Origin of the sequence: Nocardia gipuzkoensis (genome assembly GCF_021183645.1) — a bacterium.
GTDB classification, from domain to species: domain Bacteria; phylum Actinomycetota; class Actinomycetes; order Mycobacteriales; family Mycobacteriaceae; genus Nocardia; species Nocardia abscessus.
In genome coordinates this window covers 1509346-1534551 of the sequence record NZ_CP089225.1, presented here as the reverse complement: position 1 = coordinate 1534551, position 25206 = coordinate 1509346, and the positions used below count along the sequence as shown (strand labels likewise).

The following is a 25206-nucleotide window of genomic DNA, read 5'->3' as shown; positions in this document are numbered from 1 at the left end:
CCGCGGGACAGGCACCTAAGCGGGCACGGTGGCCAAAGGCTGCGCCGGCACGGCTGGGGCGCGACGTTCCAGGTATCCGGATGTGACCGCGAGGACCAACGCGACCAGGACCAAGCCCACACCGACCCAGTTGGGGGAGGTGTAGCCGAGACCCGCGGCGATCACCACGCCACCGAGCCAGGCGGACACGGCATTGCCGAGATTGAACGCGCCGATATTGACCGCGGAGGCCAGGGTGGGCGCGCCCGCCGCCTGGTCGAGGACGCGCTTCTGTAGCGGTGGGACGGTCGCGAAGCCGAGGGCGCCGATCAGCACGATCGTGACGGCGGCGCCGACCTTGCCGTGCGCGGTGACGGTGAACAGCGCGAGGACGATCGCGAGCCCGCCGAGCGTGAGGTACAGCATCGGCATCAGGTGCCGGTCGGCGAACTTGCCGCCGATCAGGTTGCCGAGGAAGAAGCCGAGACCGAACAGCACGAGCAGCCAGGTGACCGAGCTTTCCGCATAGCCGGTGACCTCGGTCATCATCGGCGCGAGGTAGGTGATGGCGGCGAACACGCCGCCGAAGCCGAGCACTGTCATCGCCATGGCGAGCAGCACCTGGGGATTGCGGAACACCGCGAGTTCGGTGCGCAGCGCGGCATCCGCGGGCGCGGGTTGCGCCGGAACCAGCGCCGCGACGCCCACCAGGCCGATCAGCCCGACCAGCGCGACGAACAAGAAGGTCAGCCGCCAGCCGAAGTACTGCCCTAGCAGCGTGCCCAGCGGAACGCCCACCATCGTGGCGACGGTGAGCCCGGTGAACATGATCGCGATCGCACCGGCGCGCCGGTCGGGGCCGACGAGTGTTCCCGCGACGACCGCGCCGATCCCGAAGAACGCGCCGTGGGCGAGCGAGGCCACGATCCGCCCGGTGAGCATCAGCCCGAAGGTCGGGGCGACGGCGGACAGGACGTTGCCGAGGACGAGCAGCGCCAGCATGCCGAGCAGCATGCGCTTGCGCGATACCCGGGTGCCGAGCCCGGTCATCAGCGGCGCACCCGCCACGACGCCGAGCGCGTACCCGGTGACGAGCAGGCCCGCGGTGGGGATGGATACCGCGTAGGTGCCCGCGATGTCGGGCAGCAGACCGACGACGACGAATTCCGTCGTCCCGATCCCGAACGCCCCGAGGGTGAGGGCGAGGAGTGCGAGGGGCATGTGTGAGCCTCCAGGGACGTTGCGTACGACCTTTACAGGCGGAGACAATAATTGCAGACGCGCTTTAATTGCAAGCGCGGGCAATTGCGCAACCCGTCTACCCTGGAGGCACGATCCCCGACGCGAAGGAACGCCGATGACCGCGGATGCCGCCCTGACCGGCCTGGCCGATGGTTGGTACGCACTCTCGCTGCTGCACGACCGGATCGAGGCGCACATCGAACGGGCGCTGCAATCCGGCCACGACCTGAGCGTTCGGGAGTACTCGCTGCTGCTCGTCCTGAGCCGTCAGCACGACGGGCCCGGCGGCCACCTGCGGATGAACCAGGTCGCCGAGGCCGTGGTGCTGAGCCAGAGCGCCACCACCCGCCTGGTGTCCCGGCTCGAGGATCGCGGCTTGCTCCAGCGCTACCTCTGCCCCGACGACCGCCGCGGCATCTACACCGATGTCACTCCGGCCGGCCTGGACCTGCTCGAGCAGGCCCGTCCCACGCACGACGCCGCCTTGGCCGGCGCCCTCGGTCAAGCCGCCGCCGATCCGGAACTCGCTCCCCTCGTAGCCGCGGTCGAAGCCCTGAACACCAGCTCGGCCCGCGGCGCCCGCCCCCGGGACTACCGTCCGGTGTGAACAGGCGAGTCCGGATCGTTCGGATGCGCGCTATTGGACGGTGACCGACCCGCGCATCTCCGGGTGCAGTGAGCAGAGGTAGCGGTAGTTGCCCGGGGTGGTGAAGGTATAGCTCCACTCGCCTCGGTCGAAGATCGGGCTGTTGATGCCCATCGCCTTGTCGCCGATGCCCTGCACGCTGTGCGGGACCTTGTCATCGAATTTCCAGGTGACCGTGTCGCCGACCTTGATGGTGACGTCAGCCGGGGAGAATTTCATGTCGTCCACCGCGACGGTGGCGGCGGCGGGCTTGCGCTCGCCGGTCTGCTGAGCGGTGGTGGTCGGCCGAGCGGGCTTCCTCGTCGTGGTGGCGGCCGAACCGGATTCGTCGCCACCGCAGCCGGACAGCAGCAGTGCTCCGGCGAGGGCGGCACCCGTGATGGCGCGGAGGGTCCCGGTGCGGTGACGGACGCTTGGCATGATGGCCAAGCGTAGTAGCCCACACCGACGGAGGGAGCGGCGATGTCCACGCAGCGGGGCTATTTCACGGTCGAGGAGGTGCGCGCGGCGGAGGCCGAGCTGTTCACCCGGGTGCCGGACGGCGTGCCGATGCGTCGTGCCGCGCACGGCTTGGCCACGGTGGCGGCGGGCGAACTCCGGGAGCGCACCGGAGGGGTGGCGGGACGAGCGGTCACCTTGCTGGTCGGGTCCGGAGACAACGGCGGCGACGCGCTCTGGGCCGGAGCGCAGTTGCGCCGCCGTGGCGTCGCGGTCACCGCGGTCCTGCTGAACCCGGAGCGCGCGCACGCGAAAGGACTCGCGGCGCTGCGCAAGGCGGGCGGACGGGTCGCCGACGACCCGGGCGACCCCGACCTGGTGATCGACGGCATCGTCGGCATCTCCGGTCGTGGCCCGCTGCGGCCGCGGGCGGCGGAAATCGTTGCGGCGCTGCACGCTCCGATCGTCGCGGCCGACCTGCCCAGCGGTGTCGACCCGGGCACCGGCGCGATCGACGGACCGGCCGTCCGTGCGGAGGTCACCGTGGCCTTCGGCGCGTACAAGCCCGTGCACGCTCTCGCCGCGCCGCAGTGTGGCCGAATCGAGCTGGTTCCCATCGGTTTGGACCTGCCGGAGCCGAGTCTCGTCGCGCTGGAGCCGGCATCGATCGGCGCCGCGTGGCCGGTTCCCGGCCCGTCCGACGACAAGTACACACAGGGTGTGACGGGAATCTGCGCGGGCAGCGCAACCTATCCCGGCGCGGCGGTGCTGTGCGCGGGCGCTGCCGTGGCCGCGACTTCGGGCATGGTGCGGTATGCGGGAACGGCGGCGGCCGAGGTGCTGAACCACTTTCCCGAGGTGATCGCCACCCAGCAGCTCGCCGATGCCGGTCGCGTCCAGTCCTGGGTCTTCGGACCCGGCGCGGGCACCGACGCCGAGGCCGGCCAGCTCCTTGCCGACATTTTGGCAACGGACCTCCCGGTGGTGGTCGACGCCGACGGCCTGACCCTGCTGGCCACCCAGCCGGAATTGGTGCGCGGCCGCACGGCCGCTACGGTCCTGACCCCGCACGCGGGCGAGTTCGCTCGTCTCACCGGCCGCGAACTCGGCCCGGACCGGGTGGCCGCGGTCCGGGAGTTCTCCGATTCCTGGCAGGTCACGGTGCTGCTGAAAGGTCGCGCCACGCTTGTGGCGGCACCGGGCCGTCCGGTGCTGGTCAACGAGGCGGGCGGTTCGTGGGCTGCGACCGCGGGCGCGGGCGACGTGCTCTCCGGCATCATCGGGACGCTGCTCGCCGCGGGCCGCGACCCGGCCTGGTCCGCCGCCGCGTCCGCGCGGGTGCACGCGCTGGCCGCGAACCTCGCCGCCCATGACGACGCGCCCTCGGGAGCCCCCATCTCCGCAAGCGTCCTGGCAGCGCATGTCCGTCCAGCGATCGGAGTTCTGCGTCGCCTCGCCCACCCCTTCTGACCTGGCCCGCAGCCCTTCCCGGCCACCGGGTCGGCACGCTCACGCAGGTCGCTCACTCGGCGACAGACCGCGGCCGCACTATCGAGCCGAGGCCACCCGCAGGTCGCCACGGCGATCCACTCGGTCCGGAGCCGCAGGCTTCTAGTGATCCCCAGTGCGAGTTCGCGAGCACCCATGCCCCGATGCGTCGGCGGAACGACGGTGTCGAAGTCGATGGTCCGGCAAACGCCGTGCCGTCGCGGGCCGGATTTCGGTGCGTATTCGAAGACCTGACGGCTGCCCAGCGAGGCCCGCGTCTATCGCGCTGTCGAAATCGGCGCCGGTCGTGGCGCCGATCACGCGTACCGACCGGCGCGCAAACCGAGTGGAACCGGAACCGAGCGCGCCCATAGACTCGGCCGGAACGAACCCAACGACTGATCTCGCGAGCACATGGGTAACTCGCCGGGTACGCCCAGAACTCACAGGACATCGGACGCAGGGACCGAACGCTCATCCTGTACCACCCCACTGGTACGGCTTGAATCCCCGGAGAGGCGGAACCGACTGCCGTGAATGCGCAAGTGGAAACGGTCATCGACCTGGATGCCATCGCCCACAACGTGCGGATCCTGCGGGAACACGCAGGCGATGCCGCGGTGCTGGCGGTGGTGAAGGCCGACGGCTACAACCACGGCGCGGTCGAGGTGGGCAGGGCTGCTCTCGCGGCGGGTGCGGCCGAGCTGGGCGTCACGACGGTGGCCGAGGCCGTGCAGTTGCGCGCGGCCGGGATCACCGCGCCCATCCTGTGCTGGCTGCACAACACCGACACCGACTTCGCGGCCGCGGTGGCCGCCGATGTGGAGATCGGCATCTCCTCGCTCGCCCACTTGCGCGCGGTCGAGGCCGCGGCGCGCGGCGTGGGCCGTACGGCGACGGTCACCGTGAAGGTGGACACCGGCCTCAACCGCAACGGCGTGTCGCCGGTCGAGTACCCGGCGGTACTGGCCGCGCTGCGCACGCTGGTCGACGAGCAGGCGGTGCGTTTCCGCGCGATCTTCTCCCACCTCGCGCACGCCGACGAGCCGGAGCACCCCAACAACGACGTGCAACGCGCCCGCTTCCTGGAGGCGATCGCCACCGCCAAGGAGCACGGCTTGGAGCCGGAGCTGGTGCACATCGCCAACTCCGCCGCCACCCTGACCCGGCCCGACCTGGCCTTCGACCTGGTCCGGCCGGGCATCGCGATGTACGGCCTGTCGCCGATACCGGACAACGATTTCGGCCTGCGTCCGGCGATGACGTTCCAGGCCCGGGTGGCCCTGGTCAAGCGGGTGGCCGCAGGTGAAGGCGTTTCCTACGGGCACCAGTGGATCGCGCCGCACGACACCACCGTCGCGTTGATCCCGGCGGGTTACGCCGACGGCGTGTTCCGTCCCTTGAGCGGACGATTCGACGTCTGGCTCGGCGGGGCTCGCCGCAGGAACGTCGGCCGGGTGTGCATGGACCAGTTCGTCGTCGACCTGGGCGACAACGCGGCCGGTGTCCGGGAAGGTGACACCGCCGTCCTCTTCGGCGCGCGACCGCATGCCCAGGAATGGGCGGACCTGCTCGGCACCATCCACTACGAAGTGGTGTGCTCGCCGCGCGGCCGGGCCACGCGGCGCTTCATCGGTGACGTGCGATGAGCCGCTTCCGGGTGACCCCGCTGCGTGGCGGGCTGGCCACCGTGGGTGTCGTGGGTGCGCTGGCGGGCGCCCATGCCCTGCGTCGCGCAGGCGCGCGCGTGCTGTGGCCCGCGCGCGGCGACGACCACCGCGACGAGGATTTCGGGCTGATCGATGCCGACCGCGCGGGCACGGTGCTCGCCGATGACGGCGTCGCGTTGGCCACGCGGACCTGCGGCCCCGACGACGCGCCGGTGACGGTGATCTTCGTGCACGGCTTCTGCAACAGCATGGCGTCGTTCCACTTTCAGCGGCGTGACCTGGAAAAGCGGTGGGGCGCACGGGTTCGCATGGTGCTGTTCGACCTGCGCGGGCACGGCCGTTCCGGCGTGCCGAGCGCCGCGAGCTGCACGATCGCCCAGCTCGGGTGCGACCTCGCGGCAGTGGTGCGCGCCACCGCCGCGACCGGACCGGTGGTGCTGGTCGGGCATTCGCTGGGCGGGATGGCGATCCTGGCCGCGGCCGCGCGGTTCCCGGATTTGTTCGCGGCCAGGGTGATCGGGATCGCACTGCTGTCGACCGCGGCCGCCGGGGTCACCGCGGCGGGCATCGGGCAACTGCTGCGCAATCCCGCCATCGACGGCTTCCGGCTGGCGGTGCACACCGCGCCCGCGCTGGTGCAGGCCGGACGCGTCACCGCGCGGCATCTGATCACGCCGATCCTGCATGTCAGCTCGTTCCACGGCCGGGTGAGCCCGACCCTGTCGCGTTTCACGACGCTGATGATCGACCGGACGCCGGTGGAGACCATCGTGAAGTTCCTCCAGTCCATCGAGCTGCACGACGAGTCGGCCGCGTTGCCCGCGCTGGCGGGCACACCGGTGCTGGTGCTCGGCGGCGCCCACGATCTGGTGATCCCGTTCCGCAATTCGCGTGCGCTGGCCGCGGCGCTGCCGGGCAGCGAGCTCATCCGGCTGGAAGGCGCGGCGCACATGCCGCACATGCAGTATCCGGACATCGTCAACGCCGCGCTGGAGCGATTGCTGATACGCGCCGGTGCGATCGAGCCGGTGGCCGGGGACGCTTCGGAGGTGGGCGGTGGCTGATCCGGGGTATCGGGTGCTGCCCACCGTCGCCGACACCGAGGCCCTCGGCCGGGAACTGGCCACGGATCTGCGCGCCGGTGATCTGGTGGTGCTGGACGGTCCGCTCGGCGCGGGCAAGACCGCGCTCACCCGTGGCATCGCGGCGGGGCTCGGCGTACAGGGACGGGTCAGCTCGCCGACGTTCATCATCGCCCGCCAGCACCGCGCCGGGCAGCGCGAAGGCGGGCCGCCGGTGCCCATGGTGCACGTGGACGCCTATCGGCTCGGCGGCGACCTCGATGAACTGGACGCACTGGATCTGGACACCGATCTGCATCAGGCGGTGGTGGTGGTGGAGTGGGGCCGCGGCGTGGTGGAGCACCTCGCGGAGCGCCACCTGCGCGTGCTGCTGTCGCGTACGCCGGATTCGGATGTGCGCACCGCGATCTGGGAATGGGTGGATTAGCTATCGGGTAGCTATGCGTCGGTGACGCTTACCACCCGGTATCGTTGGGCCAATCATGCTTGTACTAGCCGTCGACACCGCGACACCCGCCGTCACAGCGGGACTGGTGGAGCTGGAGCCGGGCGCCGACGTGGCGGATCCCGTCCGGGCACGGACCGTCGCCTCCCGGGTGCGCGTCGACCCCCGTGCCCACGCCGAGGTGCTCACCCCGCAGATCCTCGAATGCCTCTCCGAGGCAGGCCGTTCCAGGACCGAAGTCGACGCGATCGTCGTCGGTGTGGGTCCGGGGCCGTTCACCGGCCTGCGCGTCGGCATGGCCACCGCGGCCGCGTTCGGTGACGCGCTCGGCATCCCCGTCTACGGAGTGTGCAGCCTCGACGCGATCGCCGCCGACGCCGCTGTCGAGCCTGCCGTGCCGCCCACGGTCGACCTCCCGGCCGACGCCGAACTGCTCGTGGTGACCGACGCGCGGCGGCGCGAGGTGTACTGGGCGCGGTACCGGCAAGGCACGCGGGTGGCCGGGCCCGAGGTATGCAAGCCCTCCGACCTGGATACCGACCAGGCCACGGCCATCGCCGGATCCGCTTCGCACGTCGACTTCTTCGACCTTCCCGTAGTCCCCGCCGAGACGCCGTCGCCCGTCGGGTTGGTGCGCGTCGCGGCTGCCGAGCTGCTCTCGCGCAGCGTGCCCGAGCCGCTGGTTCCGCTGTACTTGCGCAGGCCGGACGCGGTGGAGAACGCCTATCGCCGACTCGACCGGACGGGAGCGTGACGTCCGTGGCTTTCCGGATCGAGCCGATGGTGGCCGCCGACATCACCCGCTGCGTCGAACTGGAGCAGCTGCTGTTCCCGGAGGACGATCCGTGGGCCGCCGTGGCGTTCCGGTCCGAGCTGGCCGGTCGGCACAACCGCTACATCACCGCACGCGACGACGACGGGCGAATGGTGGGCTACGCGGGTATCGCCCTGCTGGGTGATGCCGAACACCCCGAGGCCGAGGTGCACACCATCGGCGTCGATCCCCGCTGCCACCGCGCGGGTGTGGGCACCCTGCTGCTCGAGGCGCTGCTCGCCGAGGCAGGCAGGCGCGGTGGACCGGTGTTCCTGGAGGTCCGCACCGACAACGCGGCCGCGATCGCGCTGTACGCCAAGCACGGGTTCCACATCATCGGCTTGCGCAAGAACTACTACCACCCCAGTGGCGCGGACGCGTACACGATGCGCAGGCCCGCGCTGAGCAGCGAGGACCGGCGTTGGCGCACCCCGGACGAGGTGCTGTCGTGATCATCATGGGCATCGAAAGCTCCTGCGACGAAACCGGAGTCGGCATCGTCCGCCGCCACCCCGACGGCACGTGCGAACTGCTCGCCGACGAGGTCGCCTCCAGCGTGGAGCAGCACGCGCGCTTCGGCGGCGTCGTCCCCGAGATCGCCTCGCGTGCCCATCTGGAGGCGATCGTGCCCGCCATGCGCCGCGCGCTGTCGGCGGCGGGAATCGCGAAGCCGGACGCGCTGGCGGTGACCATCGGCCCCGGCTTGGCCGGTGCGCTGCTGGTCGGCGTCGCCGCCGCGAAAGCGTACGCGGCGGCCTGGGACGTGCCTTTCTACGCGCTCAACCATCTGGGCGGGCACGTCGCGGTGGACACCCTGGAACACGGGCCGATGCCGCCGTGCGTCGCCCTGCTGGTGTCGGGCGGGCACACCCACCTGCTGCACGTCACGGATCTGGCCGAGCCGATCGTCGAGCTGGGCAGCACCGTCGACGACGCGGCGGGCGAGGCGTTCGACAAGGTGGCGCGCCTGCTCGGGCTGGGCTTCCCCGGCGGTCCGGCACTGGATGCCGCCGCGGCGAGCGGTGATCCGCGCGCCATCGCCTTCCCCCGGGGTATGACCGGGCCGCGCGATCCGCGCTACGACTTTTCCTTCTCCGGACTCAAGACCGCGGTGGCCCGCTACGTGGAGGCAGCCCAGCGCGACGGCGTCGCCGCCGAGGATCTTCCCATTCCCGATATCGCGGCCTCGTTCCAGGAGTCGGTCGCGGATGTGCTCACCATGAAGGCGGTTCGCGCGGCGCAGGACGTCGGTGTCGGCACGCTGGTGCTCGGCGGAGGCGCGACGGCCAACTCCCGGATTCGCTCGATGGCCGAGGAGCGTTGCGCCGCGGCCGGTTTGACCCTTCGGGTGCCCAAGCCCCGGCTGTGCACGGACAACGGGGTGATGATCGCCGCACTGGGCGCGCACGTCATCGCGGGCGGCGCGGCGCCTTCGCCGCTGACGGTCGCCACCGATCCCGGTCTGCCGGTGTCGGTCAGCATGGTCCGCTGACCTGCTCGAATCCCGGCGAGCGGCCGGTGCTGCCCCGGCCTGCTTTCCCGCGGACCCGGCGAGGTGATCACCGCCGACTCGCAGACCCGGCAGCAGCGCCGACCAGTTCGTCCGCCGAGACCCATCTCGCCGGCCCCTCCTTGGGCTTACCGGAGCAATCGAACTGCGGCCGCCTCAGTTCGGGAGGAACAGTCCCGGGTTCGCCGCCGACCCCGAGTTCCCTCCCGGCGGAAGCGGCAGGCTCGACCGCGCGGGTGCCTGATTCGGTGCCGAGTTCGTGCCGGGAGCCGCGGCACTCGGCGCCGTCGGCGACAGTGTGCGGCTCGACGGCTGCTCGGGCGAACCGGTCTGCGCCGCATTCGGATTGCCGAACAGCGGACCGAGTAGCTCGGGGAACGGTATCGGCGGGAGGTTCGGGTCCGGCCGCAGCGTGGGCTGCGTGGGGGTGATCACCTGCGTGGTCGGCGGAACGCCGGTCGCGCTCTGCGGTCCGCGTTCGGTGGTCGTCGGCGCGCTGCCCGCGCTGTCCACGGTGTGGCCGTGCGTGGTGGCCGCCGCGGTCGACGGCGGTGCGGATGTGGGGGGCGGCAGCTGGGAAGCGCTGCTCGTGGTGCCCGCGGGGGAGACCTCGTCGTCCGAGGTGGGCGCGAACGTCTTCACGCCGTAACCGACGATCAGGCCGACGACCACGAGGGCTCCGGCCAGGGTGCCGAACACCTTGGTGACCGTCCCCGCCGGCGCGTCGCCGCCGAGCGCGCCCACCGGGAACACCGAAGGCTGCACCGAATCCGCGACCAGCGCGGCGCCTTTCGCGGTCACCGCCTCGGGGTCCGGCACGGTGAACACCGGGACCTCCAGCGCGGCGGTGAGCGTGTCGAGCACCGCCGGGATGTTGGCGCCGCCGCCGATGACCGCGACCGCCTGCGGTTGCCTGGGCGCTCGGGCGAACGCGGCCGTGACGAACACCGCCAGATCGCGCAGCAGGTCGGCGATCAGCTCTTCGAAGTCGGCCCTGGTCAGCTTCAGCGGACGCCCGGCCACGTGGTCGATGGTGACCGCGGGCGCGATGGACAGGTGCTCCTTCGCCGCGCGGCCCCGGTTGGTCAGCATGCCGCGGTTGGGCCGGGCGCCGCGCCGGGCGAAGTGCATGTCCACCAGATGGTGGTAGATCAGGTCGTCGATCGCCTTGCCGCTGACGACCGCGGTGCGATCGGAACGGAGCACGGACTCATCGGTCCGGTCGGCGACGGTGACGCTGAGGCCGGAGGCGCCGAGGTCGACGATGGCGACGGTGTCGTAGCGGTCCAGCAGGCCGGTGTGCTTCAGGTAGGTCAGGGCGGCGGTGGCCTCCGGGATCAGCCGCAGGTCGCGCTGTTTGCCGGTGGCCGAACGGATTATCTGCGCCTGCTCCTTGGTGCGGTAGGCGACCGCGACACTGGTCGGTGGATGACCGGTCATCGGTACGGCATCGCGCGGCGCGCCCGCGAACCGCCCACCGATCGGACCGATGATCTCGCGCGTCGGCTGCGTGGTCGGCAGCTGGGTGGTCATCAGCTCGATCGAGGAGGCCACCAGGTCACCGAGATCGGAATGGGCCGCGTCGGCGGAGACGACGCGGTAATCGAAGCTCTGTGCGCCGTTGGACGCGGTGGCGACCAACGCCGAGCACACCACCTCCGCCCCGGCCGAGATGCCGAGGGATGTTCGCATGTTCACCTCCCTTCGAGCGGATGGTCATGGTGTCGCCGACCATCTCGAATGGACTGCCGGACCGCCGTGTGGATGACGCGCGACCCGGACCGGGAAACGAACCGGCCCCTCGTCCGGGTGGGTCGCGGGGACCGGCCATGGATCACGTGTGTATTGCTCTCTGGTGAAGCTGGTAGTGCGAAGATCGTGCTGCGACGCTGCGTGTTTCGGCGGCGCTGTGGTACCGGTGTGCGGCCTCGCCCGCGCCCGCGGGCGACGAACGTGGCGGCCGGACAGCGACCGTCGTCAATAGTGTCACAATCCGTTATCCGAACGTTACTGTTTCTTCGAACTTATCGCCAAGCCGGACCCGTCATGGGCGCGCCGCGCAAAGTTGGCACCGCCCAGCCTTGAGCGCTGGCACTCTCATGTATAGAGTGCTAGTCGGCACTGTGTGTAGTGCTTGTGCCAGCAGCTTGACCACTGGGCAGGGGTCCCGGCACCCGCGACGACGGGGCTATGCGCAGGGTCAGCACCGTGACCAACCGATGAGTCCGGGGCAACAGTCCCGGACGACCGAATCCCCTGAAAGTGGAGGGCTCAACGTGGCGAGCGTGAACATCAAGCCGCTCGAGGACAAGATCCTCGTCCAGGCCAACGAGGCCGAGACGACGACGGCCTCCGGCCTGGTCATCCCTGACACGGCGAAGGAAAAGCCGCAAGAGGGCACCGTTGTCGCCGTCGGTCCCGGCCGGTGGGACGACGAGGGCGAGAAGCGCATCCCGCTGGATGTCCAGGAGGGTGACACCGTCATCTACAGCAAGTACGGCGGCACCGAGATCAAGTACCAGGGCGAGGAGTACCTCATCCTGTCGGCGCGCGACGTGCTGGCCGTCGTCACCAAGTAGCCGATCAGGCACGCATGCGTTCCGCCCCGGTGTCTTTCGCGACCCGGGGCGGAACGCGTTCGGCGCCGACATCCCCGGCACTGAAACACGCGGTGCGAGCGACGGGCCCGTAGGCGTCCGGAGCGCCGCAATCCACTACAGGAGCGAATCCTCATGGCAAAGCAGATCGAGTTCGACGAGAAGGCTCGCCGGGCTCTGGAACGCGGCGTCGACAAGCTCGCCGACGCGGTGAAGGTCACTCTCGGCCCGCGCGGACGGCATGTCGTGCTCGCGAAGTCCTTCGGCGGCCCGACCGTCACCAACGACGGCGTCACCATCGCGCGCGACATCGAGCTCGAAGACCCGTTCGAGAACCTCGGCGCGCAGCTGGTCAAGAGCGTCGCCACCAAGACCAACGATGTCGCGGGCGACGGTACGACCACCGCCACCGTGCTGGCCCAGGCGCTGGTCCGCGCCGGGCTGAAGAACGTTGCCGCCGGCGCGAATCCGATCGTCCTCGGCTCCGGCATCGCCAAGGCCGCCGACGTGGTCTCCGAGGCGCTGCTCGCGCTGGCCACCCCGGTCTCCGGCGAGCAGGCCATCGCGCAGGTCGCGACGGTGTCCTCGCGTGACGAGGAGATCGGCGAAATGGTCGGCAAGGCGCTGACCACCGTCGGCAAGGACGGCGTCGTCACCGTCGAGGAGTCCTCGACGCTGCAGACCGAACTCGTCGTCACCGAGGGCGTGCAGTTCGACAAGGGTTACCTCTCGCCCTACTTCGTCACCGATCCCGACAGCCAGCAGGCCGTCCTGGAGGACGTGTTCGTCCTGCTGCACCGCGAGAAGATCAGCTCGCTGCCGGACTTCCTGCCGCTGCTGGAGAAGGTGGCCGAGAGCGGCAAGCCGGTCCTGATCATCGCCGAGGACGTCGAGGGCGAGGCGCTGTCGACCCTGGTGGTCAACGCCATCCGCAAGACGATCAAGGCCGTGGCCGTGAAGGCCCCGTTCTTCGGCGACCGCCGCAAGGCGTTCCTCGACGACCTGGCCGTGGTCACCGGCGGCACCGTGGTGAACCCCGACCTGGGCATCACCCTGCGTGAAGCGGGCCTCGACATGCTCGGCAAGGTGCGTCGCGTCGTCGTCAGCAAGGACGACACCACGATCATCGACGGCGCCGGTTCCGCGGCGGACGTGGAGGCGCGCGTGGCGCAGCTGCGCCGCGAAATCGAGTCCACCGATTCCGACTGGGATCGCGAGAAGCTCGAGGAGCGGCTGGCCAAGCTGGCCGGTGGCGTCGCGGTGATCAAGGTCGGCGCGGCCACGGAGACCGCGCTCAAGGAGCGCAAGTACCGCGTCGAGGACGCGGTGAGCGCCGCCAAGGCCGCCGTCGAAGAGGGCATCGTGCCCGGTGGTGGCACCGCGCTGGTGCAGGCGAGCGCCAAGCTCGTCGAACTGCGCGACTCGCTGTCCGGTGACGAGGCCGTCGGCGTCGAGGTGGTGCGCACCGCGCTGCAGGCGCCGCTGTACTGGATCGCCACCAACGCGGGCCTGGACGGCGCGGTGGTGGTCAGCAAGGTGGCCGAGGGCAAGGAGGGCTTCAACGCCGCCACGCTCACCTACGGCGACCTGCTCACCGACGGCGTGGTCGACCCGGTCAAGGTGACCCGTTCGGCCGTCGTGAACGCGGCGTCGGTCGCGCGCATGGTGCTCACCACCGAGAGCGCCGTGGTCGAAAAGCCCGCCGAGGAGCAGCACGATCACGGCCACCACGGCCACGCGCACTGAGCGCAGTGCCGCTGCGGAGCAACACCGCAGGCAAGGCCCCCGGACCACGTGGTTCGGGGGCCTTGCCCGTCCTGGCGACAAGCCGAGGCCGTGGCGTGACTTCCGCTGGTGGGCGAGGGTGTTCCGAAGCTCGACGCGCTATCGGCCGCGGGCCGAAGGTCACGGGATGATCCGGGCGTTTCGGCCCGTACGCGCGGAGCGGGAATGCCTGGCGGAACGCCGGATTCAGCTGGCGACCGGGGGCTGTTCGGCGGCGATGGCCGCGAGTAGGCGAGCACGCAGCGACGGCGGCGGAGTGGCCGCCGTGGCTGCGGCGAGCGCGGAGAGCGCTTCTTTCGTATCTCTGACTTCCCGGACGAACTCCGCGCGTAGCACGGGGTCCTCGTTGTCGAGCAATTCCTGCACTTCCTGATGGTCTTCGTCGTCGATCGATCCGAGCGCGACGGTGTGCGCGAGATCGATCTGGCGTTCGTTCATCTCACGTCACCCCCAAACTTTTCTTCAGTCGTGTCAATCCGTCCCGAATCCGGGACTTAACCGTAGGTAACCCTACGTCGAGGTAGGTGGCTACCTCCGCATAGGTGCGCCCGCCGTAGTAGGCGAGCGAGATGGCTTCCCGCTGGGTTTCGGTGAGTGTGGCGAGACCAGCCAGGACGGCCTGCTGTTCGAACCTGCGCTCGACCTCTTCGGTGACCTCGTCGAATTCGTTGCCGAGCACCCGGATCCCGTACGCGACCTCGCGCTGGGTGTGGGCTTGCTCGGCCCGCACCCGGTCGACGGCGCGCCGGTGCGCGAGCGTCATCAACCAGGTGACCGCGGAACCCTTCGCCGGGTCGAAACTCGAAGCCATCCGCCAGATCTGCAGATAGACCTCTTGCGTGGTTTCCTCGGCATATCCGGGATCGTGCAGGACGCGCAATACCAGACCGAAGACGCGCGCGGACGTCCGGTCGTACAGTTCGGCGAATGCTTCCTGGTCGGCCCGGCCGCATCGATGTAAAAGCGCGGCTAGCTCGATACTTTCGGCTGCGCGTGCCGTAACCGCAGAATCCACCGGGGGTGGGAAGGCATCTCTTCGGAACGAGTCGCCCTCTGCGGCTGGCGGCCGCGTTGTCACAACGCTCCATTCTGTGTCATCGGTCACTACCGTAGCGCGCCGCTATGACCTCCCTTCCGGTGGGGTGCCCACAAGCTCTTCATGGGGCCGGCGCCGCGTGGCGAAAAGCGCCGACACGCCGGACATCTCGGAAAGAGACACGCCGTGACACGCCGAGCACTGTCGCGCCGTGCCGGAACCGGCGGGTGCACGGCTTCCGGCCTCCGCTACGGCGGCCGGCCGATCGATCGTGACGATCGGAACCCACGCGCCGACCTCCGGCGATGAACCGGTCACCATGTCGCGTGAGCGGCTCGGCCGAAGCACTGTTGCAGTGGCCCGTTATTTGCTAGGGATTCGACGCCCGTTGGCGTGCGGATGGGAGGAGATTGGTTCAGACGGCCATGCGGCGGCGGTTGCGCCGCGCGTGCATCTCGCGCTCGGTCTCCGACATGCCGCCCCAGATGCCGTAGGGCTCGCTGACTTTCAGCGCGTGGGTGCGGCACTGCATGAGTACCGGGCAGGTGCGGCAGATTTCCTTGGCGCGCATCTCGCGCGCGGTGCGGGCTCGGCCACGCTCGCCGTCGGGATGGAAGAACACCGCGGAATCCTGCCCGCGGCACGATCCTCGCATCTGCCAATCCCAGACATCGGCGTTGGGTCCCGGGAGGTGGGTCGGCATGGGCATGGTGAACTCCTCGTGGTGCGAGCTCGTCAGCGTTGTCGAGCAGTTGTTCTGCAACAGTTCGTGGGCCACGACGCCGTGTCGGCGGGGGTGCCCGGGGGGCTCGCCCTTCGCGGTCGCTGCAATTTCGCGCGGCGCCGTCCGTGGCGATGAGCTACGTTAGGTCCAGCCGCGAAATTCCGTCAATAGTTCGACGCAGCACTTTTCCAAATCTCGCGCTGCCAAATTTAACCTCCGGACTGTTTACTTTTCGTGTCGGTTCCGGCGATACTGTTCGGTTGGCCGTAGGCGGCTCGGTCCTACTTGTGCCGTGCGCTCGATAGTTTTCGCAGGTAGCGGCGATTTCCGCGGTGTAGCGCCGCTCCGGCCGGGACATCGGGCGTATGGCGGCCGTCACTCCGGGCACCGACAGCCTTCGCGGGACGTGGATCCGAAGATGGCGGAAACGGGGCCGGCAGGTTAATTACGCGAAACGCGCATGAATTCCCGACGCGGCAGCCAGGCGATTGCCGGGGCTAGATTTACCTAATGGCAACATCCGCTCGGCGCGGAAATGCGGGAGCGGATGCCGATCGGGTGGTCGATCACCTTTCGTCGTCCCGGCACGCGCGGCGGTCAGGATAGAGTGCGCCCGTGTTCGCGCCCGCTCCGCTCGGAGATCCTCACGTCGCGGTCCTCGCCGAGGCCGCCTTCGGCGCCGATCCGGGTCGCGCCGCCGCCGAGTTGCCGCCCGCTTCCGACGCGCTCGGCCGGTGGTATCGCGCGGTGGTGCTCGGCGGCCAGGGACGTTACGCCGCGGCGCGCGCCGAATTGCGAAGGGTATGCAACCACAGCACCGACCCCGTACTCCTCTCACTGGCGAGAAGTACGGAGGGCTCTTTCCTCCGCCAGCTCGGCTGGCACGAGCGTGCGGCGGCGTTCGACGGCCGGGCCGCCGCGCTGATTCTCACCGCCGATGCCGCGCCGGAGACCGGCGTCCGCGATGTGGCGAACGAGGTGGGTGGCTACCGACCCAGCCGCGCCGACGCGATCTGCGACGCGCTCACCGGGTTGGCCGCCGACGCGCTGGGCACCGGGCGGCTCGCCCTGGCGGATCGGCTGCTGCGGCGCAGCGCCTCGGCGGCGCGCCGGTACGAGGCCGGCTGGCGTCCGGCGATTCGCCTGTGCTGGGTGTCCGCGGAAACGGCTTTGGCGACAGGAGATTCCGAGTCGGCGGCGGCGCACGCGGCGGCCGCGCTGGAGCTGGCCGACCGATCCCCCTCGGTGCGGCACCAGGTGAAGTCACGCCTGCTGGTCGCCGCGGCCGACACGGCGCGCGGCGCGCACGAGCGATCCGGCGTGTCGGCCGAGGAGGTCGCCCAACGGTGCCGCGAGCACGGGCTGCTGCCGTTGCAGTGGGCTTGCGCCATGCTCCGCGCCGGATCGGGCGAGGAGAACGCGGCGGCGGAGGCGGCCGAGTGCGCAGCGGCAATCGCCCGTGGTGGCGGGACATTGCGCCCCCTGGTAGCGGGCAGGTGATCACGGAGACCACCGTGTTGCCCAGTTCCCGGCAACGGGTCGCTATTGTTAGATCCGTTCCGCCCCTTCGGTGGAAGCACTGGTCGTCACCGGACCGTGCCACTTTGTAACGCCAGGAATATCTCTGACGATGACGCACACGGGCGAAGAGTTGGACCTCGCCGTCGCTGCCGCTGCGCAGGGCGACAGATCCGCTTTAGCTCAGGTACTGGAGATGGTCCGCCCGCTGGTGGTGCGCTACTGCCGCGCGCGGATCGGAGCCGCGGAGCGTGGGCAGCTCTCCGCGGACGACGTTGCGCAGGAGGTTTGCCTGGCTGTGATGACAGCCTTGCCCAGGTATCAAGACCAGGGCAGGCCCTTCATGGCCTTCGTTTACGGGATCGCTTCGCACAAGGTCGCCGACGCTCATCGCAATGCCGCCCGTAACAAGGCGGAGGCGATGGCCGAAGTACCAGATGTCATATCCACCGACCAGGGACCGGAACAACGAGCTCTCGAATCCGAGACGAGCAGACAGATGAACCGTTTGCTCGCGACGCTTCCTGAGAAGCATCGGGAGATCTTGATCCTGCGCTTGGTCATGGGTTTGTCAGCGGAAGAAACCGCAGTCGCCGTGGGCAGTACGGCGGGTGCGATACGGGTGGCCCAACACAGGGCACTCGCGAAACTCAAGTCACAAGTGGCGAGGGCAGGTGAAATGTATGGCTAGGGATGGCGAGCGCGGTCGGGGTGACTGGAAGGCGCGGCTTGGATCGCGAAACAGCGGTCCCTACGCCGAGGCGTCCGGTGACAGCGGCCCGGTCGACATCGCCGCGGTACGCCGCGACGATGCTCTGATCGACGCCATCGCCAGCGATGGTCCGGTGCACACCGACAGCGCCGAGGAGTATCAGCTCGCGACGCTGCTCGCGGATTGGCGGGCGGAGCTGATCACGGCTCCGATGTCTGCCGAACCGGACCTGGATGCGATCGTGGCCGCGGTCAACCAGGAGATCGGCGCGCGGCAGGTTCGCATCGGGGCGCACAGCGGCGGGCGACTGCGGCTGCTACGCCCGATCATGGGCGCCGCGGCAGCATTGGCCCTGGTCATCGGCGGCATGACGGCGTTCTCGTACAACGCGGAGCCAGGTGATCCGCTGTGGCGGGTCAAGGAGGTCGTGTTCAGCGAACAGGCCCAGACCACCGTCGTGCAGCGGGCGGACACCGATCTGAGCGAGGCGTCGACGCTGGTGACGCAGAATCCGGTGCAGGCGAAGGTGCGCCTCGAGCGCGCCAAGGAGAACGCCGCGCAGGTCAGCGATCCGGTCAAGCGCGCCGAGCTGATGACCGAGTGGGAGCGGTTGCTCGCGGAGCTGAGCAAGGTGGACAAGGACCTGGCCGACCAGCTCGGGTCGACGGTGCCCAAGACCACCGACCCGCGTGCCACGCCGGGCACCAGTGCGACTACGAAGCCCAACTCGACCAGCGGGGGATCGACGATCCTGCAGCAGCCGGGCGAGCAGACGGACAAGCCCTCCCCATCGGCCGACGCGACCGCGCCGAACGGCGGTGGCACCACCAACGGTGGCGGCACTACGAACGGTGGTGGCACGCCGACCACGGCGCCTCCGGTGACGACGCCGCCGCCTGCGGCGACCACACCGCCGGCGACCGGGGAACCCGCGCCGCCGCAGCAGCCGCCCACCACGGACGTCAAGCCGCCGACGGGTGAACCCACCGCGGATACCGGGAATCCGACGGTGGCTCCGCCGCAACCGGCTACGCGGCCGCCGACGCAGGACAACAACCAGCCGCCGACCTTCAGCGTGCCGGTCATCCCCAACCCGGGCTCGTTCACGCCGCCCGGTCGCTGACCGACTATTTCGAACAAGACACGAACCGATCGCCAGCCAGGCGATCGGCTTTTTGTCTTTCTCGGACCGGACAGTTCGAGAATCCGCGCATCAGAGGGGCACTCGACCGGCGGGACGGGTTTCGGCAAACGATTGGCGCCGTAATGGTGTGCGTCGAAAATCACAGCGGCAAGCGTGAGATACGCGGCCCTCGAAGAGGCCGCGTGCGTTCAGGCCGGGCCCGGTCTCAGCCGTCGAATCCGTCGAACCCGTCGCCGTGGAAGGCCTCGTTCATCGAGGCGTCCGCGTATCCCCGGCAGTAGTCCCAGGTGACATACGCTTCCGGCGTCGGGTCGTAGGCGGGCTCGTGCGGGCGGACCGTGCCGTCGACCAGCAGCTGCAGCAAGTTGGCGCGCAACATATCCCAGTCGTGGTAGTGGTCCTGCCTGCAGTCTTCACAGCTGACCACGAGTCCGCGGATTCCGCGGTGGGCCAGCAGTGCCTCGTAGACCGCGAGGTCGGCGAGATCCTCCTCGACCGCAAGGCGCTCGTGGGGATCCAGCGGTTCACCGGGCTCGATGGCGTCGAGCGCGGCGGACGGGTCGGAGGGGTCTCCGGCGAACGGATCCGGCGGCAAGCCAGGTGGTAGATGGTCACGCACATCCCCACGGTACGCAGAACAGGGTGGTCTGCGCCAGCTATGCGGCCTGCCAGTTTCGGTGGTGGGCTCACTTCGTCGGCGAGTTCACCGGACAGATACCATGGAGCACAGGCTACGGCGGGCCACCACCGCATCGCCGCCGAACGCCACCGTCCATCCCATCAGCCGTCACGGCGCCGGTTCTGCCGGCGCCGGTCGCTATCGACGTCCAGGAGGGGTCGATCCGAATGAGTAATCCCGTACCGGGCGAACGAATCGCAGTCCGCCCTCCTACGGGTGGCGACGATCCGAACAAGATCGCCATGCTCGGCCTCACATTCGACGATGTGCTGTTGCTGCCTGCCGCCTCGGATCTCATCCCCAGCTCTGTGGAGACCTCCAGCTTGCTGACCAGGGAGATCCGTCTGCGCACCCCACTGGTCAGCTCGGCCATGGACACGGTGACCGAGGCGCGGATGGCGATTGCCATGGCCCGTGCGGGCGGTATGGGCGTGTTGCACCGCAACCTCTCGGCGGCCGACCAGGCTTCCCAGGTGGAGACGGTCAAGCGGTCCGAGGCGGGCATGGTCACCGACCCGGTGACCTGCCGTCCGACCGACACGCTCGCCGAGGTGGACGCCATGTGCGCCAGGTTCCGCATCTCCGGGCTTCCGGTGGTGGACGAGACCGGTGCGCTTGTGGGCATCATCACCAACCGCGACATGCGTTTCGAGGTGGATCAGGACCGCCGCGTCGCCGACGTGATGACCAAGGCTCCCCTGATCACCGCGCAGGAGGGCGTGACCGCCGAGGCCGCGCTGGGACTGCTGCGCAGGCACAAGGTGGAGAAGTTGCCGATCGTCGACGGCAACGGGCGCCTGCGCGGCCTGATCACCGTCAAGGACTTCGTCAAGACCGATCAGTACCCCAACGCCACCAAGGACCGCGACGGCCGCCTGCTGGTCGGCGCCGCGGTCGGTGTCGGCGAGGACGCGTGGTCGCGTGCCATGACGCTGGCCGACGCGGGCGTCGACGTGCTGGTGGTGGATACCGCGCACGGTCATCAGGCGCAGGTGCTGCAGATGGTGACCAAGGTCAAGACCGAGGTCGGCGACCGGATCCAGGTGGTCGGTGGCAACGTGGCGACCCGTGCGGGCGCCGCGGCCCTGGTCGAAGCGGGTGCGGACGCGGTCAAGGTGGGCGTGGGCCCCGGCTCCATCTGCACCACCCGGGTGGTCGCCGGTGTCGGCGCACCGCAGATCACCGCGATCCTGGAGGCGGTCGCCGCGTGCAAGCCCGCGGGCGTCCCGGTGATCGCCGACGGCGGCATCCAGTTCTCCGGCGACATCGCCAAGGCCATCGCCGCGGGGGCGTCCACGGTGATGCTCGGCTCGTTGCTCGCGGGCACCGCCGAGTCTCCGGGCGAGCTGATCCTGGTCGGCGGCAAGCAGTTCAAGAGCTACCGCGGCATGGGCTCGCTGGGCGCCATGCAGGGCCGCGGCCAGGCCAAGTCCTTCTCGAAGGACCGTTACTTCCAGGACGACGTGCTGGCCGAGGACAAGCTGGTCCCCGAGGGCATCGAGGGCAGGGTGCCGTTCCGCGGCCCGGTCAACCAGGTGATCCACCAGCTGGTCGGCGGCCTGCGCGCGGCGATGGGCTACACCGGCTCGCAGTCGATCGCGCACCTGCAGGAGGCCCAGTTCGTGCAGATCACCGCGGCGGGCCTCAAGGAGAGCCACCCGCACGACATCACCATGACCGTCGAGGCCCCTAACTACACCGGACGGGGTTAGCCCGCTAGGTTCATGTACAGGACCAACCGGTCCGTGCATGATTGAGCGTGCCCACCGGCTGTGGCGGTGAGCACGCTGCGCGGGAGTCGGCGGCGCGTCTTGTGCTGCCCACCTGCCCCACAACGTAACCACTGGAGGCGCGAGTCTTACGAGCGCCGTTCGCGGCCCGGCTCGCGTTCCAGCTGTCGAAGCGCATGCGCCGCAGGCGCGAGTCTCGACCGCTGGAACGCGAACCATCAAGGGGCCGTGAACACGCAGCGCCGCAGGCGCTGCCAAAATTAAGGAGATTTCGCGTGCGCGACATGGTGGAGATCGGCATGGGCCGGACCGCCCGGCGTACTTACGAGCTGGACGACGTCGACATCGTCCCCTCGCGCCGGACCCGCTCGTCGAAGCAGGTCTCGCTGTCCTGGCAGCTGGACGCCTACCGCTTCGAGATCCCGTTCCTCGCGCATCCCACCGATGCCCTGGTGTCGCCGGAGTTCGCCATCGAGCTCGGCCGTCTCGGTGGTCTCGGCGTGATCAACGGCGAGGGTCTGTGGGCGCGGCACGCGGATGTCGGCGCCAAGATCGATCAGTTGCTCGAGCTGGTCGGCAAGGGTGGGTACGAGCGCGCCGTGGCGCTGCTGCAGGAGCTGCACGCCGCGCCGATGCAGCCGGATCTGCTCGCCGCCGCCGTCGCGCAGGTGCGCGCCGCCGGTGTCACCGTGGCGGTGCGGGTGAGCCCGCAGAACGCGCGCACACTCACCCCGGCCCTGCTGCAGGCGGGCATCGACCTGCTCGTGGTGCACGGCACGATCATCTCCGCCGAGCACGTCGGCGACGGTGAGCCGCTGAACCTCAAGACCTTCATCGCCGAGCTGGACGTGCCCGTGGTCGCGGGCGGCGTGAGCGATCACCGCACCGCCCTGCACCTGATGCGCACGGGCGCGGCGGGTGTGATCGTCGGCTACGGCTCCTACCCCGGTGCGACCACCACCGGCGAGGTGCTCGGCATCGGCGTGCCGATGGCCACCGCGATCGCGGATGCCGCCGCCGCCCGCCGCGACTATCTCGACGAGACCGGCGGACGCTACGTGCACGTCATCGCGGACGGTGACGTCATCACCTCCGGGCAGCTGGCGAAGGCGATCGCGTGCGGTGCGGATGCCGCCATGCTGGGTGTTCCGCTCGCCTCGGCCGCCGAGGCGCCGGGTCGCGGCTGGTACTGGCCGTCGGCGGCCGCGCACCCGTCGGTGCCGCGCGGTTCGCTGCTGCATGTCGACGATCCGTGGGATCTGGGTGGCGAGCCGGTCGGCGACACCGTGCGCCCGAGCTTGGAGCGGGTGCTCTTCGGTCCGTCCGACGATCCGTTCGGGTCGCTGAATCTCGTTGGTGGACTGCGACGTTCGATGGCCAAGGCCGGTTACTCGGATCTGAAGGAATTCCAGAAGGTCGGCCTGAGCGTGCGCGCGTGAGAGGTGCTCGCGTGAACGGGTTCACCGCACGCGGGTCGGTTTCGTCCTGACGCGCAGGAACTGCTGGATCGCGTGGTTCACCGGCTCGGGATGGGTCATCGTCACCGCCAATCGCGCGTCCGCGATCTCGATGAACGTGGCGCCGGACAGCCCGTGGGCCAGTTCCTGGGCGCGTTCGCGGTCCAGGCCGCTGTCGGTGGGGTGAATCACCAAAGCGGGGCAGGAGATTTCGCGGAGGCGATCGAGCACCGAGTCCCGGCTCAGCAGGCAGCCCGCCGCGACCTCGATGCCGCGGCGGTCGCGCACCAGCCACCGCTGGGTCCAGATCGAGCGGTACCACTCGTCGTCGCCGATCAGCCAGGAAGCCAGCTGGTGCACGGCGCGCTCGCGGGAGCCGTCGTCGTACCACTGCTCGAGGAACTTCTGCGTGGCGGTCGACTGCTCGGGTGTGGGGCCGTGGGCCTCGGTGCTGATCAGGATCAGCGCGGAGACGCGTTCCGGCGCGATCAGCGCGGTGCGCAGCGCCGTGAAGCCGCCCTGCGCGGTGCCGCCGATGACGGCCTGTTCGGCGCCGAGATGATCGAGCACGGTCAGCGCGTCCCTGGCCGCGGTCCAGTAGGTGAAGGGTAGGCCCTCGTCCCTGGTGCGGCCGTGGCCGCGGGCATCCCAGGAGACGATCCGGAATTCCGGTGCGAGCGCGGCCGTTTGGGCGGCGAACATGGTGCGGTCCATGAAGAACTCGTGCGCCAGCAGTACCACCGGGCCGTCCCCGCCGCTGTCCTCGTAATGGATGTCGGCATCGATCGCGCGGGCGAAGGGCACGAGCAGAAGGATAACCAGCGAGCCGGGCCGCGCGTGACGATTCGGGCGGTCGGCTCGGCTCCCGCGCGGGCCACTGTGCCGATGATTCGCTCGTTTCGCCGCTCACTAAACTGGGTGGGTGGCACAAACCCAGAGACCGGTCCTCGTCGTCGACTTCGGAGCACAGTACGCCCAGCTGATCGCACGGCGCGTTCGCGAGTCGAGCGTGTACTCCGAAGTGGTTCCCCACACCGCGACGGTGGAGGAGATCGCCGAGAAGCAGCCGCTGGCGGTGATCCTCTCGGGCGGTCCGGCCAGCGTGTACACCGAGGGCGCGCCGCAGCTGGATCCGCGCTTGTTCGAGCTGGGGCTGCCGGTCTTCGGCATCTGCTACGGCTTCCAGGCGATGGCCCAGGCGCTGGGCGGCACGGTCGCGCATACCGGCACCCGCGAGTACGGGCGCACCGAACTCAACATCGACGGCGGTTTGCTGCACGGCGGCCTGCCCACCATTCAGCCGGTGTGGATGAGCCACGGTGACGCGGTCACCGACGCGCCGGAGGGCTTCGAGGTCACCGGCACCACCGCGGGCGCTCCGGTCGCCGCGTTCGAGGACCGCGCGCGCCGCCTCGCCGGTGTGCAGTACCACCCGGAGGTGTTGCATTCGCCGCACGGGCAGCAGGTGCTGAGCCGGTTCCTGCACGAGCTGGCCGGCATTCCGGCCACATGGACCCCGGCGAACATCGCGGATTCGCTGATCGCCTCGGTGCGCGAGCAGGTGGGTGACAAGCACGCGATCTGCGGACTGTCGGGTGGGGTGGACAGCGCGGTGGCCGCGGCGCTGGTGCAGCGTGCCATCGGTGACCGTTTGACCTGCGTGTTCGTCGACCACGGCCTGCTGAGGGCGGGAGAGCGCGAGCAGGTGCAGCAGGATTTCGTCGCCGCGACCGGCGCCAAGCTGGTGACCGTCGACGCGGTGGACAAGTTCCTCGGCGAGCTGAAGGGCGTGACCGATCCCGAGGAGAAGCGCAAGACCATCGGGCGGGAATTCATCCGGTCCTTCGAGGACGCGGTGGGTGAGGTGGTGCTCGAGCACGGCGACGCCGACGGCGCGGCGCCGAAGGTCGAGTTCCTGGTGCAGGGCACGCTGTACCCGGACGTCGTCGAGTCCGGCGGCGGCACCGGCACCGCGAACATCAAGAGCCACCACAATGTCGGCGGCCTGCCCGACGACCTGGAATTCGAACTCGTCGAACCGCTGCGGCTGCTGTTCAAGGACGAGGTCCGCGCGGTGGGCCGCGAACTCGGTTTGCCCGAGGAAATCGTTGCCCGCCAACCGTTCCCGGGTCCGGGCCTCGCCATCCGGATCGTCGGCGAGGTCACCGCGGAGCGGCTGGAGACGCTGCGCAGGGCCGACGCCATCGCCCGCGAGGAACTGACCGCGGCGGGTCTGGACCGGCAGATCTGGCAGTGCCCCGTCGTGCTGCTCGCGGAGGTCCGCAGCGTCGGCGTGCAGGGCGACGGCCGCACCTACGGCCACCCGATCGTGCTGCGCCCGGTCTCCAGCGAGGACGCCATGACCGCCGACTGGACCCGGCTGCCCTACGAGGTGCTCGAACGCATCTCCACCCGCATCACCAACGAGGTGGCGGAGGTCAACCGCGTGGTCCTGGACGTGACCAGCAAGCCGCCGGGCACCATCGAGTGGGAGTGATCTCCCGGCCGCA

The 25206-nt window shown here is 69.8% G+C and carries 24 protein-coding genes; 16 read left to right on the top strand and 8 right to left on the bottom strand.

Going from position 1 to position 25206, the window contains the following annotated elements:
• Positions 1-15 precede the first annotated feature (15 nt).
• Positions 16-1200, bottom strand: coding sequence for an MFS transporter (locus tag LTT66_RS07165; RefSeq protein ID WP_233065356.1), 1185 nt, complete (start codon positions 1198-1200; stop codon positions 16-18).
• Positions 1201-1336: 136 nt separating this feature from the next.
• On the opposite strand from LTT66_RS07165, the gene LTT66_RS07160 reads away from it, so the two are divergent.
• Positions 1337-1828, top strand: a complete 492-nt coding sequence (locus LTT66_RS07160) for a MarR family winged helix-turn-helix transcriptional regulator (RefSeq protein ID WP_195098704.1) — start codon at positions 1337-1339, stop codon at positions 1826-1828.
• A 30-nt stretch (positions 1829-1858) separates the two neighbouring features.
• On the opposite strand, the gene LTT66_RS07155 is transcribed toward LTT66_RS07160, so the two are convergent.
• Positions 1859-2287, bottom strand: a complete 429-nt coding sequence (locus LTT66_RS07155) for a cupredoxin domain-containing protein (protein WP_233065354.1) — start codon at positions 2285-2287, stop codon at positions 1859-1861.
• A gap of 42 nt (positions 2288-2329) precedes the next feature.
• On the opposite strand from LTT66_RS07155, the gene LTT66_RS07150 reads away from it, so the two are divergent.
• From LTT66_RS07150 to tsaD, 7 genes are all read left to right on the top strand, one after another.
• Entirely contained in the window at positions 2330-3775 is a 1446-nt protein-coding gene (locus LTT66_RS07150) for an NAD(P)H-hydrate dehydratase (protein ID WP_233065352.1), read from the top strand.
• A 524-nt stretch (positions 3776-4299) separates the two neighbouring features.
• Positions 4300-5442: an alanine racemase gene (gene alr, locus LTT66_RS07145; protein WP_274749926.1), complete on the top strand. Its 1143-nt coding sequence runs from the start codon at positions 4300-4302 to the stop codon at positions 5440-5442.
• Positions 5439-6527: an alpha/beta fold hydrolase gene (locus LTT66_RS07140; protein ID WP_233065349.1), complete on the top strand. Its 1089-nt coding sequence runs from the start codon at positions 5439-5441 to the stop codon at positions 6525-6527. Before alr ends, LTT66_RS07140 begins: the two co-directional genes overlap by 4 nt.
• A complete protein-coding gene (gene tsaE / locus LTT66_RS07135) occupies positions 6520-6972 on the top strand; it encodes a tRNA (adenosine(37)-N6)-threonylcarbamoyltransferase complex ATPase subunit type 1 TsaE (RefSeq protein WP_043687676.1) in 453 nt (150 codons plus the stop codon). The genes LTT66_RS07140 and tsaE overlap by 8 nt, the downstream gene beginning before the upstream one ends.
• A 55-nt stretch (positions 6973-7027) precedes the next feature.
• A complete protein-coding gene (tsaB, locus tag LTT66_RS07130) occupies positions 7028-7744 on the top strand; it encodes a tRNA (adenosine(37)-N6)-threonylcarbamoyltransferase complex dimerization subunit type 1 TsaB (RefSeq protein ID WP_233065347.1) in 717 nt (238 codons plus the stop codon).
• A gap of 5 nt (positions 7745-7749) precedes the next feature.
• Positions 7750-8256 (top strand): ribosomal protein S18-alanine N-acetyltransferase, encoded by a 507-nt coding sequence (rimI, locus tag LTT66_RS07125; protein WP_181722517.1) that lies wholly within the window; start codon positions 7750-7752, stop codon positions 8254-8256.
• Positions 8253-9296 (top strand): tRNA (adenosine(37)-N6)-threonylcarbamoyltransferase complex transferase subunit TsaD, encoded by a 1044-nt coding sequence (gene tsaD, locus LTT66_RS07120; protein ID WP_043687684.1) that lies wholly within the window; start codon positions 8253-8255, stop codon positions 9294-9296. The genes rimI and tsaD overlap by 4 nt, the downstream gene beginning before the upstream one ends.
• 174 nt (positions 9297-9470) lie before the next feature.
• On the opposite strand, the gene LTT66_RS07115 is transcribed toward tsaD, so the two are convergent.
• Positions 9471-11006, bottom strand: coding sequence for an Hsp70 family protein (locus LTT66_RS07115; RefSeq protein ID WP_233065345.1), 1536 nt, complete (start codon positions 11004-11006; stop codon positions 9471-9473).
• A 584-nt stretch (positions 11007-11590) separates the two neighbouring features.
• Between LTT66_RS07115 and groES the strand changes: the two genes are divergently transcribed.
• Together groES and groL are read left to right on the top strand one after the other, a co-directional pair.
• On the top strand, positions 11591-11893 hold the full coding sequence (gene groES / locus LTT66_RS07110; RefSeq protein ID WP_028479292.1) for a co-chaperone GroES: 303 nt from the start codon (positions 11591-11593) through the stop codon (positions 11891-11893).
• Positions 11894-12046: 153 nt separating this feature from the next.
• The gene (gene groL, locus LTT66_RS07105) at positions 12047-13657 is read left to right on the top strand and encodes a chaperonin GroEL (RefSeq protein WP_233065342.1); all 1611 of its coding nucleotides are present in this window, start codon (positions 12047-12049) and stop codon (positions 13655-13657) included.
• Between the two features lie 225 nt (positions 13658-13882).
• Here groL and LTT66_RS07100 read toward each other — a convergent pair whose 3' ends face one another.
• The 3 genes from LTT66_RS07100 to LTT66_RS07090 all read right to left on the bottom strand — a co-directional run bounded on the left by LTT66_RS07100 (position 13883) and on the right by LTT66_RS07090 (position 15441).
• The gene (locus LTT66_RS07100; protein ID WP_181722509.1) at positions 13883-14134 is read right to left on the bottom strand and encodes an RskA family anti-sigma factor; all 252 of its coding nucleotides are present in this window, start codon (positions 14132-14134) and stop codon (positions 13883-13885) included.
• Between the two features lies 1 nt (position 14135).
• Positions 14136-14711 (bottom strand): sigma-70 family RNA polymerase sigma factor, encoded by a 576-nt coding sequence (locus tag LTT66_RS07095; RefSeq protein ID WP_043720182.1) that lies wholly within the window; start codon positions 14709-14711, stop codon positions 14136-14138.
• A 436-nt stretch (positions 14712-15147) separates the two neighbouring features.
• A complete protein-coding gene (locus LTT66_RS07090; RefSeq protein ID WP_040865039.1) occupies positions 15148-15441 on the bottom strand; it encodes a WhiB family transcriptional regulator in 294 nt (97 codons plus the stop codon).
• A gap of 630 nt (positions 15442-16071) precedes the next feature.
• Between LTT66_RS07090 and LTT66_RS07085 the strand changes: the two genes are divergently transcribed.
• The 3 genes from LTT66_RS07085 (at position 16072) to LTT66_RS07075 (ending at position 18809) form a co-directional block, all read left to right on the top strand.
• The gene (locus LTT66_RS07085) at positions 16072-16956 is read left to right on the top strand and encodes a hypothetical protein (RefSeq protein WP_233065340.1); all 885 of its coding nucleotides are present in this window, start codon (positions 16072-16074) and stop codon (positions 16954-16956) included.
• Positions 16957-17086: 130 nt separating this feature from the next.
• Positions 17087-17665 carry a sigma-70 family RNA polymerase sigma factor gene (locus tag LTT66_RS07080; RefSeq protein ID WP_043687710.1) on the top strand — a complete coding sequence of 193 codons (579 nt, stop codon included), beginning with the start codon at positions 17087-17089 and terminating at the stop codon, positions 17663-17665.
• Complete coding sequence (locus LTT66_RS07075; protein WP_233065337.1) at positions 17658-18809, top strand: anti-sigma-D factor RsdA; 1152 nt, start codon at positions 17658-17660, stop codon at positions 18807-18809. The genes LTT66_RS07080 and LTT66_RS07075 overlap by 8 nt, the downstream gene beginning before the upstream one ends.
• 226 nt (positions 18810-19035) lie before the next feature.
• Here LTT66_RS07075 and LTT66_RS07070 read toward each other — a convergent pair whose 3' ends face one another.
• A complete protein-coding gene (locus LTT66_RS07070) occupies positions 19036-19449 on the bottom strand; it encodes a DUF5319 domain-containing protein (protein WP_039795739.1) in 414 nt (137 codons plus the stop codon).
• 227 nt (positions 19450-19676) lie between these two features.
• Here LTT66_RS07070 and guaB point away from each other — a divergent pair, with 227 nt between their 5' ends.
• Both guaB and LTT66_RS07060 read left to right on the top strand, forming a co-directional pair.
• Positions 19677-21221: an IMP dehydrogenase gene (gene guaB, locus LTT66_RS07065; RefSeq protein ID WP_269821998.1), complete on the top strand. Its 1545-nt coding sequence runs from the start codon at positions 19677-19679 to the stop codon at positions 21219-21221.
• A 293-nt stretch (positions 21222-21514) separates the two neighbouring features.
• Positions 21515-22678, top strand: a complete 1164-nt coding sequence (locus LTT66_RS07060; protein WP_181722499.1) for a GuaB3 family IMP dehydrogenase-related protein — start codon at positions 21515-21517, stop codon at positions 22676-22678.
• Positions 22679-22699: 21 nt separating this feature from the next.
• Here the strand turns inward: LTT66_RS07060 and LTT66_RS07055 are convergent, their stop codons facing one another.
• Positions 22700-23500 (bottom strand): alpha/beta fold hydrolase, encoded by an 801-nt coding sequence (locus LTT66_RS07055; RefSeq protein WP_181722497.1) that lies wholly within the window; start codon positions 23498-23500, stop codon positions 22700-22702.
• Positions 23501-23618: 118 nt separating this feature from the next.
• On the opposite strand from LTT66_RS07055, the gene guaA reads away from it, so the two are divergent.
• Entirely contained in the window at positions 23619-25193 is a 1575-nt protein-coding gene (gene guaA / locus LTT66_RS07050) for a glutamine-hydrolyzing GMP synthase (RefSeq protein WP_233065334.1), read from the top strand.
• Positions 25194-25206 lie beyond the last annotated feature (13 nt).

What these genes read in the sequence shown, in the direction of transcription:
- LTT66_RS07140 (WP_233065349.1), top strand. Translation starts at nt 5,439, where the DNA reads ATGAGCCGCTTCCGGGTGACCCCGCTGCGTGGCGGGCTGGCCACCGTG.
- LTT66_RS07100 (WP_181722509.1), bottom strand. Translation starts at nt 14,134, where the DNA reads ATGAACGAACGCCAGATCGATCTCGCGCACACCGTCGCGCTCGGATCG.
- LTT66_RS07160 (WP_195098704.1), top strand. Translation starts at nt 1,337, where the DNA reads ATGACCGCGGATGCCGCCCTGACCGGCCTGGCCGATGGTTGGTACGCA.
- LTT66_RS07165 (WP_233065356.1), bottom strand. Translation starts at nt 1,200, where the DNA reads ATGCCCCTCGCACTCCTCGCCCTCACCCTCGGGGCGTTCGGGATCGGG.
- LTT66_RS07150 (WP_233065352.1), top strand. Translation starts at nt 2,330, where the DNA reads ATGTCCACGCAGCGGGGCTATTTCACGGTCGAGGAGGTGCGCGCGGCG.
- LTT66_RS07080 (WP_043687710.1), top strand. Translation starts at nt 17,087, where the DNA reads ATGACGCACACGGGCGAAGAGTTGGACCTCGCCGTCGCTGCCGCTGCG.
- LTT66_RS07115 (WP_233065345.1), bottom strand. Translation starts at nt 11,006, where the DNA reads ATGCGAACATCCCTCGGCATCTCGGCCGGGGCGGAGGTGGTGTGCTCG.
- LTT66_RS07155 (WP_233065354.1), bottom strand. Translation starts at nt 2,287, where the DNA reads ATGCCAAGCGTCCGTCACCGCACCGGGACCCTCCGCGCCATCACGGGT.
- LTT66_RS07090 (WP_040865039.1), bottom strand. Translation starts at nt 15,441, where the DNA reads ATGCCCATGCCGACCCACCTCCCGGGACCCAACGCCGATGTCTGGGAT.
- tsaB (WP_233065347.1), top strand. Translation starts at nt 7,028, where the DNA reads ATGCTTGTACTAGCCGTCGACACCGCGACACCCGCCGTCACAGCGGGA.
- guaB (WP_269821998.1), top strand. Translation starts at nt 19,677, where the DNA reads ATGAGTAATCCCGTACCGGGCGAACGAATCGCAGTCCGCCCTCCTACG.
- LTT66_RS07075 (WP_233065337.1), top strand. Translation starts at nt 17,658, where the DNA reads ATGGCTAGGGATGGCGAGCGCGGTCGGGGTGACTGGAAGGCGCGGCTT.
- groL (WP_233065342.1), top strand. Translation starts at nt 12,047, where the DNA reads ATGGCAAAGCAGATCGAGTTCGACGAGAAGGCTCGCCGGGCTCTGGAA.